General features: G+C 73.2%; 13 protein-coding genes and 1 tRNA gene. 5 read left to right on the top strand and 9 right to left on the bottom strand.

The window, feature by feature from the left end:
- Positions 1–35: 35 nt before the first annotated feature.
- Both HNR13_RS12010 and HNR13_RS12005 read left to right on the top strand, forming a co-directional pair.
- Positions 36–4,034, top strand: coding sequence for a Pls/PosA family non-ribosomal peptide synthetase (locus HNR13_RS12010; RefSeq protein WP_179606037.1), 3,999 nt, complete (start codon positions 36–38; stop codon positions 4,032–4,034).
- Complete coding sequence (locus HNR13_RS12005; protein ID WP_179606035.1) at positions 4,031–5,473, top strand: M1 family metallopeptidase; 1,443 nt, start codon at positions 4,031–4,033, stop codon at positions 5,471–5,473. The genes HNR13_RS12010 and HNR13_RS12005 overlap by 4 nt, the downstream gene beginning before the upstream one ends.
- A 37-nt stretch (positions 5,474–5,510) precedes the next feature.
- On the opposite strand, the gene HNR13_RS12000 is transcribed toward HNR13_RS12005, so the two are convergent.
- Positions 5,511–6,035: a hypothetical protein gene (locus tag HNR13_RS12000; protein ID WP_179606033.1), complete on the bottom strand. Its 525-nt coding sequence runs from the start codon at positions 6,033–6,035 to the stop codon at positions 5,511–5,513.
- Positions 6,036–6,265: 230 nt separating this feature from the next.
- On the opposite strand from HNR13_RS12000, the gene HNR13_RS11995 reads away from it, so the two are divergent.
- Positions 6,266–6,859 carry a 2'-5' RNA ligase family protein gene (locus HNR13_RS11995; RefSeq protein ID WP_246312751.1) on the top strand — a complete coding sequence of 198 codons (594 nt, stop codon included), beginning with the start codon at positions 6,266–6,268 and terminating at the stop codon, positions 6,857–6,859.
- Between the two features lie 16 nt (positions 6,860–6,875).
- On the opposite strand, the gene HNR13_RS11990 is transcribed toward HNR13_RS11995, so the two are convergent.
- A complete protein-coding gene (locus HNR13_RS11990) occupies positions 6,876–7,487 on the bottom strand; it encodes a TetR/AcrR family transcriptional regulator (RefSeq protein ID WP_179606031.1) in 612 nt (203 codons plus the stop codon).
- Positions 7,488–7,677: 190 nt separating this feature from the next.
- Between HNR13_RS11990 and HNR13_RS11985 the strand changes: the two genes are divergently transcribed.
- Positions 7,678–8,703, top strand: coding sequence for an aldo/keto reductase (locus HNR13_RS11985; protein WP_179606029.1), 1,026 nt, complete (start codon positions 7,678–7,680; stop codon positions 8,701–8,703).
- 124 nt (positions 8,704–8,827) lie between these two features.
- Here the strand turns inward: HNR13_RS11985 and HNR13_RS11980 are convergent.
- The 3 genes from HNR13_RS11980 to HNR13_RS11970 all read right to left on the bottom strand — a co-directional run bounded on the left by HNR13_RS11980 (position 8,828) and on the right by HNR13_RS11970 (position 11,227).
- A tRNA-Ile gene (locus HNR13_RS11980) sits at positions 8,828–8,901 on the bottom strand.
- 17 nt (positions 8,902–8,918) lie between these two features.
- Entirely contained in the window at positions 8,919–10,115 is a 1,197-nt protein-coding gene (locus HNR13_RS11975; RefSeq protein WP_179606027.1) for a glycosyltransferase, read from the bottom strand.
- A gap of 146 nt (positions 10,116–10,261) precedes the next feature.
- Positions 10,262–11,227: a DMT family transporter gene (locus HNR13_RS11970; RefSeq protein WP_382312552.1), complete on the bottom strand. Its 966-nt coding sequence runs from the start codon at positions 11,225–11,227 to the stop codon at positions 10,262–10,264.
- A 40-nt stretch (positions 11,228–11,267) separates the two neighbouring features.
- Here HNR13_RS11970 and def point away from each other — a divergent pair, with 40 nt between their 5' ends.
- Positions 11,268–11,834 (top strand): peptide deformylase, encoded by a 567-nt coding sequence (gene def, locus HNR13_RS11965; protein WP_179606025.1) that lies wholly within the window; start codon positions 11,268–11,270, stop codon positions 11,832–11,834.
- A gap of 39 nt (positions 11,835–11,873) precedes the next feature.
- Here def and HNR13_RS11960 read toward each other — a convergent pair whose 3' ends face one another.
- The 4 genes from HNR13_RS11960 to HNR13_RS11945 form a co-directional block, all read right to left on the bottom strand.
- Positions 11,874–12,749 carry a sensor histidine kinase gene (locus tag HNR13_RS11960; RefSeq protein ID WP_179606022.1) on the bottom strand — a complete coding sequence of 292 codons (876 nt, stop codon included), beginning with the start codon at positions 12,747–12,749 and terminating at the stop codon, positions 11,874–11,876.
- An 84-nt stretch (positions 12,750–12,833) separates the two neighbouring features.
- Positions 12,834–13,151, bottom strand: coding sequence for an SHOCT domain-containing protein (locus tag HNR13_RS11955; RefSeq protein WP_179606019.1), 318 nt, complete (start codon positions 13,149–13,151; stop codon positions 12,834–12,836).
- A 140-nt stretch (positions 13,152–13,291) separates the two neighbouring features.
- Positions 13,292–13,954, bottom strand: coding sequence for a response regulator (locus HNR13_RS11950; RefSeq protein ID WP_179606017.1), 663 nt, complete (start codon positions 13,952–13,954; stop codon positions 13,292–13,294).
- Positions 13,951–15,204: a sensor histidine kinase gene (locus HNR13_RS11945; protein WP_179606015.1), complete on the bottom strand. Its 1,254-nt coding sequence runs from the start codon at positions 15,202–15,204 to the stop codon at positions 13,951–13,953. Before HNR13_RS11945 ends, HNR13_RS11950 begins: the two co-directional genes overlap by 4 nt.
- Between the last annotated feature and the right edge of the window lie 25 nt (positions 15,205–15,229).

Below are 15,229 nucleotides of genomic sequence, written 5' to 3'. Positions count from 1 at the left end.
CCAGCCGGTAACCGGCTGCTCCTACGGTTGCCGCCGTGACCGACACCACCGCCGCGCCGGCGATCCTCTCGGCGCTGGCCGCCGCGCCGCCCCCTCGCACGCTGATCGACATCCTGCGCGAGTCGGCCGCCGCCAACCCGGAGGGGTCGGCGATCGAGGACGCGCGCGGGGCGCTGAGCTACCGCGAGCTGCTCGCGCGCGTGCTCGCGACGGCCGCGCGGCTGCGCGAGGCGGGCGTGCGCCGCGGCGACCGCGTCGGCGTGCGGATGACCTCGGGGAGCCGGGACCTGTACCTCGCCATCCTCGGCGTCCTCGCCGCGGGAGCCGCCTACGTGCCGGTGGACGCCGACGACCCGCAGGAGCGCGCCGACCTCGTGTTCGGCGAGGCCGACGTCCGCGGCGTCATCACCGACGACGGCTACGTCGCGACGCCGAATGACGATGGGCCGAACGGCGACGGCCACAGCGACGATGGCCGGTACGACGCGGGCGCGGTCCCCGTCCCGGCCGGACCGCTCGCGGTGCAGGGCCAGGAGCCGCACCCGAGCACCTCCGGCCTCCCGGTCGTCGACCCGCCCACGCCGGAGGACGACGCCTGGATCATCTTCACCTCGGGCTCGACCGGAACACCGAAGGGCGTCGCGGTCCGGCACCGCTCCGCCGCCGCGTTCGTGGACGCGGAGGCGCGGCTGTTCCTGCAGGACGAGCCGATCGGCCCGGGCGACCGCGTGCTCGCCGGGCTCTCGGTGGCGTTCGACGCCTCCTGCGAGGAGATGTGGCTGGCCTGGGGCCACGGCGCCTGCCTGGTTCCCGCGCCGCGCTCGCTGGTGCGCACCGGCATGGACCTCGGTCCGTGGCTGGCCGCGCGCCGGATCACCATCGTCTCGACGGTGCCGACCCTCGCCGCGCTCTGGCCCACGGACGCGCTCGACACTGTCCGGCTGCTGATCTTCGGCGGCGAGGCCTGTCCGCCGGAGCTGGTCAACCGGCTCGCCGTCGACGGGCGCGAGGTCTGGAACACCTACGGCCCGACCGAGGCGACGGTCGTCGCCTGTGCGAGCCTGCTCACGGCGGGCGAGCCGGTCCGGATCGGCCTCCCGCTGGACGGCTGGGACCTCGCGGTCGTCGGCCCCGACGGCGCACCCGTCGCGGACGGTGGCTCCGGCGAGCTGATCATCGGCGGGGTCGGCCTCGCCCGCTACCTCGACCCGGCCAAGGACGCCGAGAAGTACGCGCCGCTCCCCTCCCTCGGCTGGGAGCGCGCCTACCGCAGCGGCGACCTGGTGCGCTTCGACCCGGCCGGACTCTTCTACCTGGGCCGCGCCGACGACCAGGTGAAGGTCGGCGGCCGCCGCATCGAGCTCGGCGAGGTGGAGGCGGCCCTCCAGCAGCTCGCCGGGGTTTCGGGGGCAGCCGCCGCTGTGCGCAGGAGCGCGGCGGGCAACGATGTGCTCGTCGGCTATCTGGCCGTGCCGGAGCGCGCGGCCTTCGACCGGCGCGCCGCGCTGGAGGAGCTCCGCGCCGAGCTCCCCGCCGCCCTCGTGCCGCTGCTGGCGGTCGTGGACGACCTCCCGGTGCGGACGTCCGGCAAGGTCGACCGCGCTGCGCTGCCCTGGCCGCTGGAGGAGGCGGACGACGACGCGCCGGAGCTCGACCCGGTGTCGGAGCTCCTCGCCGCCGACTGGCGGAGCGTGCTCGGCCTCCCGGTGAGCGGCCTCGACGACAACTTCTTCGACCTCGGCGGCGGCTCCCTCGCCGCGGCGCAGCTGGTCTCGCTGGTGCGCAGACGGCACCCGGACATCACCGTCGCCGACATCTACGCGCACCCGCGCTTCGGCTCGCTCGCGTCGGCGCTCGCGGAGAGCTCGCCGTCGGCGTCCGCGGCGTCCACCCATGTCGTCCCGCCGACGCCGCGGCGCATGCAGGTGCTCCAGACCGTGCTCGGCGTGCCGTTGTTCATCCTCAACGGCATCCGCTGGCTGCTCTACTTGCTGACGGCCGCCGCGATTCTCCGGCCGTTCGGCGGCTTCGACTTCCTGCCCCGGGTGGACCTGGTCTGGCTCGTCGTCGGGCTGATCGTGTTCGTGACGCCGTGGGGCCGGATGGCCATCGCGGTCGCCGCTGCCCGGCTGCTGCTGCTCGGCGTCAAGGCCGGCGACTATCCGCGCGGCGGCGGCGTGCACCTGCGCCTCTGGCTCGCCGAGCAGGTCGCCCACCAGATCGGGGCCGCGAGCCTCGCCGGCGCGCCGTGGATCAGCTACTACGCGCGGGCGCTCGGCGCGACCATCGACCGCGGCGTCGACCTCCACGCTCTGCCGCCGGTGACGGGCATGCTGCGGATCGGGGCCGGCGCCTCGATCGAGCCGGAGGTGGACCTGGCCGGTTACTGGATCGACGGCGACCTGGTCCGCATCGGGGAGATCCGGATCGGCGCGGGGAGCTCGGTCGGCGCCCGCAGCTCGCTGATGCCCGGCGCGAAGATCGGCCGGGACGCGACGGTCGCTCCGGGCTCTGCGGTGTTCGGTCGGGTGCCCGCGGGCCAGAACTGGGCCGGCTCCCCCGCGGTGCGCGTCGGCAAGGCCAGGGAGTGGTGGCCGGCCGAGCGGCCGCTGCGCCGCACCCGCTGGGTCGCGGCCTACGCCGCCGCCTCGCTCGTGGTCTCGCTCGTGCCCGTGATCGCCCTCGGCGTCGGCGGCCTGATCGTGGCCGCCTTCACCCGCGGCGCGACCTCCATCGCGGGCGCGATCCCCGGCGCGGCCGCCGCGCTCGTGCCCGCGACGCTCGCGTCCGGGGTCGTCCTGGCCGGTGTGGTCGTGGTGCTGGTGCGCCTGCTCGGGCTCGGCCTCCGCGAGGGCGTGTACCCGGTGCGGAGCCGCGTCGGGTGGCAGGTGTGGTCGACCGAGCGGCTGCTCGACATGGCGCGCACGCTGCTGTTCCCGCTCTACTCGAGCCTGTTCACGCCGGTCTGGCTCCGGATGCTGGGCGCACGCGTCGGTCGCGACGTGGAGGCGTCCACCGTGCTCCTGCTGCCGCGGATGACGAAGATCCGCGACGGCGCGTTCCTCGCCGACGACACCCTGGTGGCCTCCTACGAGCTCGGCGGCGGCTACGTGCGCATCGCGGAGGCGGAGATCGGCACTCGCGCGTTCCTCGGCAACTCGGGGATGGCCGGCGGCGGCAACCGCGTCCCGCGCGACGGGTTGGTCGCCGTGCTCTCGGTCGCGCCGCGCAAGGCGAAGGCGGGCTCCTCCTGGCTGGGCTCTCCCCCGGTGAAGCTGCGCCGGCGCGCGCAGGACGCCGACCTGTCCCGCACCTTCGAGCCGCCGGCCGCGCTGCGCGTCGCCCGCACGGCCTGGGAGCTGCTGCGCATCGTCCCGGTGTTCGTCACCTGCGCCGTCGGGCTCGCGGTGCTGTTCGCCCTCGCCGCGCTCGCCGAGAGCTGGGGCGTCGGGTGGGCGATCGTGCTGAGCGGCCCGGTGCTGCTGGTGGCCGGCGCCGCCGCGGCCGCCGTGAGCACCGGGGCGAAGTGGGTGCTGCTCGGCCGGCTGCGGCCGGGCGAGCACCCGCTGTGGTCGTCGTTCATCTGGCGTAGTGAGGTCTCCGACACCTTCACCGAGATGGTCGCGGCGCCCTGGTTCGCCTGGGCGGCCGCCGGGACCCCTGCGCTGGTCTGGTGGCTGCGCAGCCTCGGCGCCCGGATCGGCCGCGGCGTGTGGATCGACAGCTACTGGCTCCCGGAGGCCGATCTGGTCGAACTGGGCGACGCGTCCACGGTCAACCGGGGCTGCGTCGTGCAGACGCACCTGTTCCATGATCGAATCATGAGCATGGACGAGGTGATCATCGAGCGCGGCGGGACGCTCGGCCCGCACAGCGTGATCCTGCCGGCCGCCGCCATCGGGGCGGACGCCACGGTGGGTCCGTCCTCCCTGGTCATGCGCGGCGAGACGGTCCCGGACCGCAGCAGGTGGAGCGGGAACCCGATCGGCCCGTGGCGAGACGTGGTGGTACGCGAGTACCGTGCGGTGCGATGACTTCGGCCCCCTTCAGCCCGCACGCCGCGGATCCGGACGACGCGAGCCCGGACGCCGCGAGCCTGGACTCCACGAGCCCGGATTCTGCGAGCCCGGATTCTGCGAGCCCCGACGGCGCACGCGCTGACGGCGGCGCTCGCGCCCTGTCGCACGCCTACCTCCCCCGCTCCGGCACCGACGACTTCTCCGTGCTGTCCTACGACCTCGACCTGTCCTACAAGGTGGCGACCAACCGCCTGGACGCGACGGCGGTGATCCGCGGGCGGGCGAACGTGCGGCTCTCGGCGATCTCGCTCGACCTGGTGCACCTGCGCGCCAAGCGGGTGCGGCTGGACGGCGATAAGCGCACCCGCTTCACCCAGTCGCCCACGCACGTCCGGGTGAAGGCGGCCAAGCCGCTCGCGGCGGGGACCGAGTTCACCCTCGAGATCGCGTACGACGGCTCCCCGGTGCCGCGACGCACCCGCTGGGGCTCGCTCGGTTGGGAGGAGCTCACGGACGGCGTCATCGTCGCCTCGCAGCCCTCCGGCGCGCCGACCTGGTTCCCCTGCAACGACCGGCCGTCCGACAAGGCCGCGTACCGGATCACGATCACGACGGAGCAGCCGTACACGGTGCTCGCGACCGGCGAGCTGGTCGACCACGCCGTGAGCGGGGGCCGCGGCACCTGGACGTTCGACCGGCCGGAGCCGACGGCGACCTACCTCGCTGCGGTGCAGATCGGCCGCTACGTGCTGGAGCCGCGCCGCACGGACGGGGTGGAGTGGGTGATCGCCTATCCCCCGGCCCTCGCCCGCCGGGTGCTCGCGGACTTCGCACCGGTCGGCCGGATGATCGAGTGCTTCCAGGAGCGCTTCGGCCCGTATCCCTTCCCCTCGTACACGGTGGTGGTCACCGAGGACCCGCTGGAGATCCCGCTGGAGGCGCAGGGCATGGCCACCTTCGGCTCGACGCACGTGGACGGCCGCGGCGGCTCGGAGCGTCTGATCGCCCACGAGCTCGCCCACCAGTGGTTCGGCAACAGCGTCGGGGTCGCCGGCTGGGCCGACATCTGGCTGAACGAGGGCTTCGCCTGCTACGCCGAGTGGATCTGGTCGGAGTACTCCGGAGGCCCCTCCGCGAACACGCTCGCCCGCAGCCATCACGCGGTGCTCCGGGTCAAGCCGAAGGACCTCGTGCTCGCCGACCCCGGCGTGGACGACATGTTCGACGATCGCGTCTACAAGCGCGGCGCGTGCCTCCTGCACGCGCTGCGGCGCCGGCTGGGCGACGAGGTCTTCTTCGACCTGGTGCGCGGCTGGTCGGCGGCGCACCGCTTCGGGACGGCGTCCACCGCCGACTTCGAGGCGTTCGCGGCCGGGTTCTCGGACGAGCCACTCGACGAGTTCTTCGACGCGTGGCTGCGGGAGACCCGGCTGCCGTCGCTCAGCGCGCCGTAGTTCGCCGAACGCGGGCGCCGAGCGACGGCGGGACGGGCTAGAGCTGACGGTCCTCCGGTCGGCGCTCCTGGCCGGTGATCCCGTCGATCCGCGGCGCGTCGTGGGCCGGAGCCGCGGTCGCAGGGGCGGCCGTGGTGGCCTCGCCGGCCGGACGAGGCGGCGGGACGTCCCCGCGCCGGGTATCGTCTACCGCGCCGTCGGCGACCACGCGGTTGCCGTGCCGGTCGGTCTCGACGTCCGGATCCACCTCGTCGGCGCGGCTCAGCTTGGCCTGCTGCTCCTCGCGGGCGGCCGCGGCGGCGCGCTCGCGCTCGTCGGCCTCCCGGCGCAGCCGCTCGGCCTCGACCTCGGCCTGCTTGGCGTCGGCGGCGGCGCGGGCGGACTTCGCCTCCCGGTCGCGCGCGGCCAGCTCGTCACGGGAGGCTTGCTCCCGCAGCTCGGTCGCCCGCTGCCGGTCGGCCTCCTGCTTGCGCCGCCGTCCCACGGTGGAGGCGACGATGACGATGCCCACGACGACGACCACGATGACGACGATCAGCACGATCCATCCGATGGTGTTCATGCCGCGAGATGGTACGCGCGGCACATCGCGGCGGAAGGGCCTTGCGCTCCGAGGGGCGAAGTGCAGTGCGCGCGGCAGCAAGGGCGCCTCCGGGCGGCCCGCGTCGCCCGATAGCCTGTCCAGGAGTCGGTGCGGGGGATGGATGCGAGAGGTCGACTACGAAGGGTTCGTCGCCGCCTGGGCGACCCACTGGGCGGGCGCCGCCGCAGCTACGGAGTGAGGGAGCACGGATGAGTACCGCGTACATGACGGAACCGGCGGCGCTGGAGTCGCTCCGCGGCCAGCAGTACGTCGTCCTCCGGCCGACCGCTGCGGTGGCCACCTTCTACGAGCGCGAGCAGGCCGAGATCCTGAGGCGGCTCCCGGAGTCGACACCCCATCCGAACGCGGGCCATGTCACGCTCCGCGGGTTGTCGGAGCCGCAACGTGTGGACGCGCTCCGGGAGCTGGTCGCGTCCTGGGCCGGTACCCGCCCGCCGATCGAGGTGCGGGTGGACGCGGTCGACGGGTTCCCGCCGCCGTTCCAGGTGCTGATCGCCCGGCTGGAGAGAACGGTCTCGCTGGTCGATGCCTACGCGAGCCTCACCGCGTCGCTCGACGCGACCGACTTCCGCCGCCTCGGGGAGCTTCCCCTCGAAGAGTGGGTGTTCCATCTCTCGCTCGCCTACGCCAGCGACCTCGACGAGCGGGCCTGGACCGCTGCGTTCGCCGCGAGCAGTCGGGCCGTCGCGCCGCGCCCGCGCGAGCTCGTCTCGTCCGTCGACTTCGTCTGGTACGGCGCCGATGGCGAGCACATCGACAGCTTCGCCGTGCGGTCGTCGTGAAGCGGCGACGGATCGGCTAGTCGCCGCCCTCCCCCGACCGCAGCCCAGCGAGCAGCAGTCCCACCATCCGCTCGGCACGCCCGGAGGCCGCCCCGCCGGGCCGGACGCCGTGGCACAGGTCCGCGACGGCGCCGAGGAACTCCGCCGCGTCGACCTCCTGGCTGATCTCCCCGGCTCTGCGCGCCGAGGCGAGCAGGCGGCCGAGAGTGGGCGTCAGGTGCGTCGAGAAGTACGTGGCCAGCGGCTCGTACGCCGGGTCGCCGGAGTGCAGGGCGGCCGCGAGCCCGCGCTTGGCCGCCACGAACTGCGTGTACCGCATGATCCAGCGATCGAGGGCCTCCCCCGGCGGGTAGGCCTCCTCCAGCGGTGCGGCCGCGGCGACGCAGGCGTCGAGCTCGCGCCGGAACACCGCCGAGATCAGGTCCGAGCGGAGCGGGAAGTGCCGGTAGAGGGTGCCGACGCCGACACCCGCTCGCGCGGCGATCGTCCGCGCCGGGACGTCGACGCCGGCCTCCGCGAACAGCTCGGTGGCCGCCTCCACCAGCGCGTCGGCGTTCTGGCGCGCGTCGGCGCGACGGGCCCGGGTCGCGGGCGCGCCCTCGATCGGGCTGCTCGTGGTCGCGGACATGCGGCTTCCTCGGTGTTGTTGGTTCCTCTGGCGGAGGGACGGCGAACGGTGTAACGTCGAACCCGTAAACGGAACAGCGTTCCGCTTACACGTCGAACGAACCGGAATCATGTTCCGATTGCTCGATCTTAGGCCCGCCGCCGCCCCGGCGCCAGACCACGACCCCTCATCCGGACTCAGGAGAGAACTCATGCAGTACCGTACCCTCGGCCGCACCGGCATCCAGGTCACCCCCTACGCGCTCGGCGCGATGATGCTCGGCTCGCTGGGCAACCCCGACCGTGCGGAGGGCGTGCGCATCATCCGCCGCGCGCTCGACGCCGGCATCAACTTCGTGGACACCGCCGACCGCTACGGCGACTCCGAGGAGGTCGTCGGCGAGGCGCTCAAGGGCCGCCGCGACGACGTCGTCCTGGCGACAAAGTTCTGGGGCCCGGTGGACGACGACCCCACCCACCGCGGCGCCTCTCGCCGCTGGATCATGCAGGCGGTCGAGCGCTCGCTCCGTCGGCTGCAGACCGACCACATCGACCTGTACCAACTGCACCGGCCCGACCCGGACACGGACATCGACGAGACGCTGTCCGCTCTCACCGACCTGATCCGGCAGGGGAAGGTGCGCGCGATCGGCTCGTCCTCGATGCGCGGTTCGGAGATCGTGGAGGCGCAGTGGATGTCGGAGCGCCGCGGCTTCGAACGGTACCGCACCGAGCAGCCCAACTACTCCCTGCTCGATCGGGAGATCGAGCGAGAGATCTTGCCGGTCGCCCAGCGGTACGGGATGGGGACGCTCGTCTACAGCCCGCTCGCCGGCGGCATGCTGACCGGCCGCTACCGGGCGGGGGCGGAGAACGATGTCTTCCGCTCCACCCGGACCGGGATGCGCCACTTCCGCGACGAGCGCAGGCTCGCGGTGGTGGAGGAGCTGATCGCGTTGGCCGACGAGGTCGGCGTCCCGCTCACCCATCTGGCGATGGCGTTCGTCATCGCGCACCCCGGCGTCACCTCCGCGATCGCCGGGCCGCGGACGATGGAGCAGCTGGAGGACACCCTGGCCGGCGTCGATGTGTCCCTGTCGGACGACGTGCTCGACCGCATCGACGCGATCGTCCCGCCGGGCGAGAGCATCGGCGCGATGGACATGGTGTACCGCGGCCCGGAGGTCGCCACGCCGGCGCTGCGGCGACGGCCGGTGGCGGAGCGCTCGGCCGGCTGACTCGGTGCCGGTCCGCCTCGTCCTCCCCTCGCGGAAAGGACTATTGCCCGCAATCTCCTGCCCAAGGACCACCCGCAGGAGTCCTGGCGCGTGTCGCGGCCAGTTCTCCTGCCGGAGCGTTCGGTAGGGCGGACGGGACTTGAACCCGTGACCGGCGGATTATGAGTCCGATGCTCTAACCAGCTGAGCTACCGCCCCGTGCGCCTCCCCACGGATCACTCCGGGGTGGGCACTCCGGGGGCCGCCGCCGTCTCCGGGTCGGCCACCGGCTCTCCACGATACAGGCTCTCGAAGGTGCTGATCGTGGTCTGGATGTCGTGCGTCGCCACGATGCGCAGGGACGCGTTCTTGAGGACGTCCAGCTCCTCCTGCGGGAGGGTGAGCACGCTCTCCAGCTTGTCCGCCAGGTCCTGCGCGTCGCCCGGGCGGAACAGGTGGCCGTTCTCCCCGTCGTGGACCAGGTGCGGGAGGGCCATGGCGTCGGCCGCCACCACCGGGAGCGCCGAGGCCATGGCCTCCATCGTGGCGATGGACTGCAGCTCGGCGATCGACGGCATCGCGAACACCGTGGCGCGCGTGTACGCCTGGCGGAGCTCCTCGTCGGTCACGTAGCCGAGGAACTTCGCCCGGTTCGCGATCCCGAGGGTCTCGGCCAGCGTCTGGAGGTTCCGGAACTGGTCTCCGCCGCCGACGATCTCCAGCCGGGCGTCCAGCGATTCGGGCAGCAGCTTGATCGCGTTCAGCAGCACGTCGATCTGCTTCTCGCCGGTCACCCGGCCGACGAAGAGGATGCGGTTGCCGGTGCGCGGCGTGAAGTCGGGCGTGTAGTTGTGCGCGTCGATGCCGCAGGAGATGGCGTGCACGCCGCGCAGCCCGGTCGCGCGCTCCAGGAACTGGGCCGCCTTGCGGGTGGGCGTCGTGACGGCCTCCGCCCGGTCGAAGCTCTTGCGGGCGTCGCGCCAGGCGATCGAGATGAACGTCTTCTGCAGGAACTTCGGCAGCAGCGTGAACTCGATCATGTTCTCGGGCATCACGTGGTTGGTGGCGATCACGCGAATGCCGCGCTTCTCCGCCTCGTACGCCAGGCCGCGGCCGACGACGATGTGCGACTGGATGTGCACGACGTCCGGCTTGACCTCGTCGAGCACCCGGCGGGCGTTGGCCTTGCTCATCCAGGGCAGCGCGAACCGCAGCCAGTCGTGCGGGTACCAGCGCCAGCTGCGGAGGCGGTGGGCCGTCATCTTCAGGCCCTCGTGCTCCTCGATCCAGGTGCCGTGCCGGCGGCTGGCGGAGGGCGCGACGATGTGCAGGTCGTGCCCGCGCTCGACCAGGCCGGCGGCGAGGCGCTCGGCGAAGCGGGCCGCGCCGTTCACGTCGGGCGGGAAGGTGTCGCAGCCCATGAGGATGGTCATCGGCCTGTGCTCGGCCGGGGCGGGCGGGATGTCGTTCAATCCGCTCGTATCAGGCACGTGGTAGGTCCCTCACGGTCTTCGGCCGGGGCGGTTCTCCCGGCGACGGTCTGAGCGCGCCGGACGGGTCGGACCGGCGATTCATCGGTTCAGTCTAGGCCGGATTCCCGGACGGAGCCCGCAAGCTTGTCGGTGAGTGGCGCCTCGGCGTTCGACTGCGGGTGGTGCTTGGCGAGCTGGAACACCCCGTAGATCGCCACAGCGCCGGTGATCGCGAAGCCCAGCATCGCCCACCACGGCGCGCCGGCGGCTTCGTTCAGGACGACGATCCCGATGGTCACCGCCACGAGCGGGTCGATCACCGTCAGGCCCGCGATCACCAGGTCGGGCGGCCCGGAGGAGTAGGCGTTCTGCACGAAGTAGGCGCCGAGGCCCGCGGCGGCGAGCAGCGCGACGATGCACAGCACGAGCAGCCAGTCCCACTCCTGGTTGGAGATGCGGTCGATGACCACCTTGGCCAGCGTCGCGACGAAACCGTAGAGAACGCCGGCGCCGACGATGTAGATGATCGCCTTGAACCGGTGCCGCAGGAACCAGAACAGCAGCGCGAACACGATCAGGACCACGGCGAGGATGATCAGGATGATGACGAGCGCCTGGGTCGTCACCGGTTGGTCGCGGGCGAAGATCGCGGCGATGATGACGAACGCGCCCACTCCCCCGACGCACAGTGTGATGGCGATGATCGACTGCCGGTTGAGCTTCACCCCGCTCACCCGCGCGTTGAGCACGCTCGTGATGACGAGGCCGACGACGCCGAGCGGCTGCACCAGGATGATCGGCGAGAGCTTGAGGCTGACCAGCTGGAACACGATCGCCAGGCCCAGCAGCAGCGTCCCGATCACCCAGGACGGGCGTGCGAGCAGGAGGCCGAGCTGACGCACGCTGAGCCCGGAACTCGCGTCCTGGGTCTGGGCTTCGACCTTGGCGACGCCGTGGTGCTGCAGCTGCGCGCCGATGGACAGGAACACCGCCCCGACCAGCGCGACCGGGATGCCCAGGAGCTGACTGGGCTGATAAGCCAGCTCGAGCGCGTCCATCAGTTCCGTAGCCACGCCACGACCCTACCCAAGATGATCCCGATAGTCTTGCCGAATGGCCGTCCTTCCGATCCGGATCACCGGAGACCCCGTCCTGCACACCCGCGCGGCGGAGGTGACGGAGTTCGACGACGACCTGCGCACGCTGGTCGCCGACATGTTCGAGACGATGGACCAGGCGCCCGGCGTCGGGCTCGCCGGCCCGCAGGTCGGCGTGCCGCTCCGGCTCTTCGTCTACGGCTGGACGGACGACGACGATGTGCTGCACCGCGGCGTCGCGATCAACCCGGTGCTGTGGCTCAGCCCGCTCGTCGTCGGCGAGCCGGACGAGGACACCGAGTCGGAGGGCTGCCTCTCCTTCCCGGGCGAGCGCTTCCCGCTGCGGCGCGCCGAGCGCGTCATCCTGGAGGCCACGGACCTGGAGGGCGAGCCGTTCACCGTCCGCGCGGACGGCTGGCTGGCCCGCATCTTCCAGCACGAGTACGACCACCTGGACGGCGTGCTCTACGTCGACCGGCTGGCGCACCCGTACGGCAAAGCCGCGCTGAAGGCGCAGCGGAAGAACTCGTGGGGCGTGCCCGGCCTCAGCTGGCTGCCCGGACGGGATCACCTGGAGGACTGACGCCCTTCCGCGCAGCCCGGCGGCGCAGCCCCTGGCGGATCAGCGCAGCGGGACGCCGTGCACGCCGTTGTGGTGGCGCAGCGCGGGGAAGACCACGGAGAGCGAGAAGCCGACCCCCGGGACGGTCCTGGCCTCCAGCACACCGCCGAACAGCGCGGCGCGCTCGCGCAGCTCGTTGAGGTCGGCGCCCTCCACGAACTCAGTGACCGCGCGCAGGTCGTCGTCGGCGCTGTACGCCGTGGCCTGGTCGACTCCCGCCCGGTCGAGCCCGCGCCGCCGGGCCGCCGCGCGGATCCCGTCGTCGTCGACGGTGACGTGCAGGCCGTCGGCGGTCCACGTCATCGCGACGACGGCCGTCGCGCCGGGACCGCCGTGGTCGAGCGCGTTGCCCAGGCTGGTCTGCAGGATGCGGAACACCACGAGCTCGGCGCCCTGGCGCAGCTCGAAGGGCTCGCCGGTCTCGGTGAACGTCACCTCCAGGCCCGCCTCCCGCAGCACCCGGAACAGGTCGCGGGCGGCGTGGAGGCCGGGAGCGGGCAGCGACTGCCTGCCGCCCTCGGCGACCGCGTTCTGCAGACGCCGGAGGTCGGCGAGGGCGTCGCGCGCGGAGGTCTCGATGCCGGCGGCCGAGCGGGAGGCGGCCTCCGGGTCGGCGCCGGCCGCGTAGCGCATGCCCTCCGCCTGCGAGACCACCCGGGAGACGGCCGCGACGGCCACGTCGCCCAGCTCGCCGATGATGCGGAACCGGCCGGCCTGCTCCGCGAGCTCCAGCTCACGGTCGATGCGGTCCCACTCCCGCTCCTCGCGCGCGTTCTGCGCCCGGCGCCGGCGCCCACGCTCCAGGAGCCAGAGCACCAGGAACACGAGAGCGGCCGCCAGGGCGGCGGCCGCGAAGACGGTGGAGAGCGGGGTCATGCTGGTCCTTCCGGGCCGGGAGTGCAGGCCGGTGCGCGGCCCGGACGATCATATCCGGGCCGCGCGACGGGGAGGACCGCCGGTTCAGGCGCTGTCGCCGCGGTTGGCGCGCAGCACCTCCAGGCGGGCGCGGTACTCCTTCTCGTCGATGTCGCCGTTGGCGTACCGCTCGGCGAGGGTCTGCTCGGCGGCGCGGGTTCCCCCGTGCGGGCCGTTCGGACCCCAGCCGTAGCCTCCGCGCGCGACGGCGGCACGACGCCAGCGCCGGCCGAAGACGCCGAAGATGAGGAAGAAGACCCCGATCCAGAAGAGCGGGATCAGGAACCACCACCAGCCGAACCAGGGGCCGCCACCCCAGGCGACGACGGCGCAGGGTGCGGCGGCTGCGAGCGAACTGAACATGGTGCATCCAATCGGTGAGCGGTCCGCGGCTCTCGCGGATCCACCATCAGCCTCGCGTCGTGCGCCGCGCGGCGAATCCGCTCGCGGGAGACACTTGCCCTACTCCCCCGGGAGCACGGCCTCCCCGGGAGCACGGCCGGTCACTGCCGGCCCGGCTGCACCAGCCCCGTCTCGTACGCCACTACGACCAGGTGCACCCGGTCGCGCGCGGCGAGCTTCGTCATGATGCGCGACACGTGCGTCTTCGCCGTCAGCGGGCTGAGGAACAGCCGTTCGCCGATCTCCGCGTTCGTCAGCCCGTGCCCGACCAGGGCCAGGACCTCCCGCTCGCGCTCGGTCAGCTCGCGCAGCGCCTCCGCGTCCGGTGCGGGACGGAGGCCGCCCGCGACCCGCTCGATCAGCCGCCGGGTCGCCCCGGGCGAGAGCAGCGCGTCGCCCGCGGCCACCACGCGCACGGCGCGCAGCAGCTCGACCGGCTCGGTGTCCTTCACCAGGAAGCCGCTCGCGCCGGCGAGGATCGCCTGCGCCACGTAGTCGTCGAGCTCGAAGGTTGTCACCATCACGATGCGCGTTCCGGCGAGGTCCGGGTCGGCCGTGAGCTCCCCCGTCGCCCAGAGCCCGTCGCCGTCCGGCATCCGGATGTCCATCAGCACGACGTCGGGCCGCGTCCGCCGCGCCACCTCGACCGCCTCGCGGCCGGTGGCGGCCTCGCCGACCACCTCCAGGTCGTCCTCCGCCTCCAGTAGCGCACGGAAACCTGCTCTGACCAGGTGCTGGTCGTCCGCCAGCAGGACCCGGATCATGCGTCCTCCGCCGTGCGGCGCGGGATCCGGGCCTCCACCGTCAGCCCGCCGCCCTCCGTCGGACGCGTCTCGAACCGCCCGCCGAGCAGCTCCGCGCGCTCGCGCATCCCGATCATCCCCTTGCCGTCGGTCTCGGTCGCGGGCAGCCCGCGGCCGTCGTCTGCGACGGTCAGCACGTACTCGGCGCCGTCCTCGGCGAGCCGGATGCCGACGGTGCGCGCCTGTGCGTGCCGGCCGATGTTGGTGAGCGACTCCTGGACGATCCGGTACAGCGCCAGCTGCGACGCCGCGGACGGCACCGAGGTCAGCGCGTCGTCGTAGTGGACGTCGAGCCCGGCGCGGCGGTAGGTCTCGACCAGCACCGGGATGCGCGCCAGGTCCGGCTCCGGCGCCCTGGCCGCCGGGTAGCCCTCCGCGCGCAGGAAGCCGAGCACGCCGCGCACCTCCTCCAGCGCCTGGCTGGACACCGACTTGATCGCCTCCAGGCTCTCGCGCGCCTTGTCCGGCCGGCTGTCGAACAAGTGGAGGCCGACGCCGGCCTGCACGCTGATCTGGGACAGCGAGTGGGCGAGCACGTCGTGCAGCTCCCGGGCGATGCGCAGCCGCTCCGCCTCCGCGGCCGACTCGCGGCGCGCGGCGATCTGCCGGGAGACCTCCCGGTAGCGTTCGCGGCGGCCTCGGATCGCCTCGCCGACCCCGACCAGCAGAGTGAGGATGAGCGCGATGACCAGGGGCCGGATGACCGCCTCCGGCCGCCCGACCAGCAGATAGGCGCCGAGCGGACCGACGACGGCGATCCCGGCGACGGTCCACCACGCCCAGACCCGGGCGGAGCGCACGACGGCGCCGACGACCGCGAACGCGAGCGGCACGGCGGCCAGCGGAGGCCCCATCGTGATGGCGATCGCCGGCGTGCAGAGCACCGCGACGGCGACGAGGACGGGGCCGGGATAGGCCCGTCCCGCCAGCAGCAGGAACGACGAGGCGAAGGCGACGAAGACGGCCACCAGCGTCCACGGGTCGCTGGCTGCTGTGTGCGCGGCGATGAACACGCCGGGGACCTGCAGGACGACCGAGAGGACGACCGGGAACCAGATCGACCCGCGCGGGCGACGGCCGGGCCCGCCCTGGCCTTCACCCCATCCGCCACGGCCCCATCCGCCAGGGCCCTGGCCGCCAGGGCCCCGGCCGCGCCACTCGGCCCGGCCCGGTCCTCCCGGGCGGGTGTCGGCGGGCGGGTTCCAGGGCATCTCTTCATGCTAGCCAGCGCACGGC

The organism is Leifsonia shinshuensis (genome assembly GCF_013410375.1).
GTDB lineage: Bacteria > Actinomycetota > Actinomycetes > Actinomycetales > Microbacteriaceae > Leifsonia > Leifsonia shinshuensis.
The sequence above is the reverse complement of the archived record's forward strand: the minus strand, read 5'-3'. Positions and strand labels throughout refer to the sequence as shown.

Bases quoted from the DNA above. Each gene is read 5' to 3' on its own strand.
- HNR13_RS11985 (WP_179606029.1), top strand. From the start codon at position 7,678: ATGCAGTACCGTACCCTCGGCCGCACCGGCATCCAGGTCACCCCCTAC.
- HNR13_RS11950 (WP_179606017.1), bottom strand. From the start codon at position 13,954: ATGATCCGGGTCCTGCTGGCGGACGACCAGCACCTGGTCAGAGCAGGT.
- HNR13_RS12005 (WP_179606035.1), top strand. From the start codon at position 4,031: ATGACTTCGGCCCCCTTCAGCCCGCACGCCGCGGATCCGGACGACGCG.
- HNR13_RS11945 (WP_179606015.1), bottom strand. From the start codon at position 15,204: ATGCCCTGGAACCCGCCCGCCGACACCCGCCCGGGAGGACCGGGCCGG.
- HNR13_RS11990 (WP_179606031.1), bottom strand. From the start codon at position 7,487: ATGTCCGCGACCACGAGCAGCCCGATCGAGGGCGCGCCCGCGACCCGG.
- HNR13_RS12000 (WP_179606033.1), bottom strand. From the start codon at position 6,035: ATGAACACCATCGGATGGATCGTGCTGATCGTCGTCATCGTGGTCGTC.
- HNR13_RS11975 (WP_179606027.1), bottom strand. From the start codon at position 10,115: ATGACCATCCTCATGGGCTGCGACACCTTCCCGCCCGACGTGAACGGC.
- HNR13_RS11995 (WP_246312751.1), top strand. From the start codon at position 6,266: ATGAGTACCGCGTACATGACGGAACCGGCGGCGCTGGAGTCGCTCCGC.
- HNR13_RS11960 (WP_179606022.1), bottom strand. From the start codon at position 12,749: ATGACCCCGCTCTCCACCGTCTTCGCGGCCGCCGCCCTGGCGGCCGCT.
- def (WP_179606025.1), top strand. From the start codon at position 11,268: ATGGCCGTCCTTCCGATCCGGATCACCGGAGACCCCGTCCTGCACACC.
- HNR13_RS11955 (WP_179606019.1), bottom strand. From the start codon at position 13,151: ATGTTCAGTTCGCTCGCAGCCGCCGCACCCTGCGCCGTCGTCGCCTGG.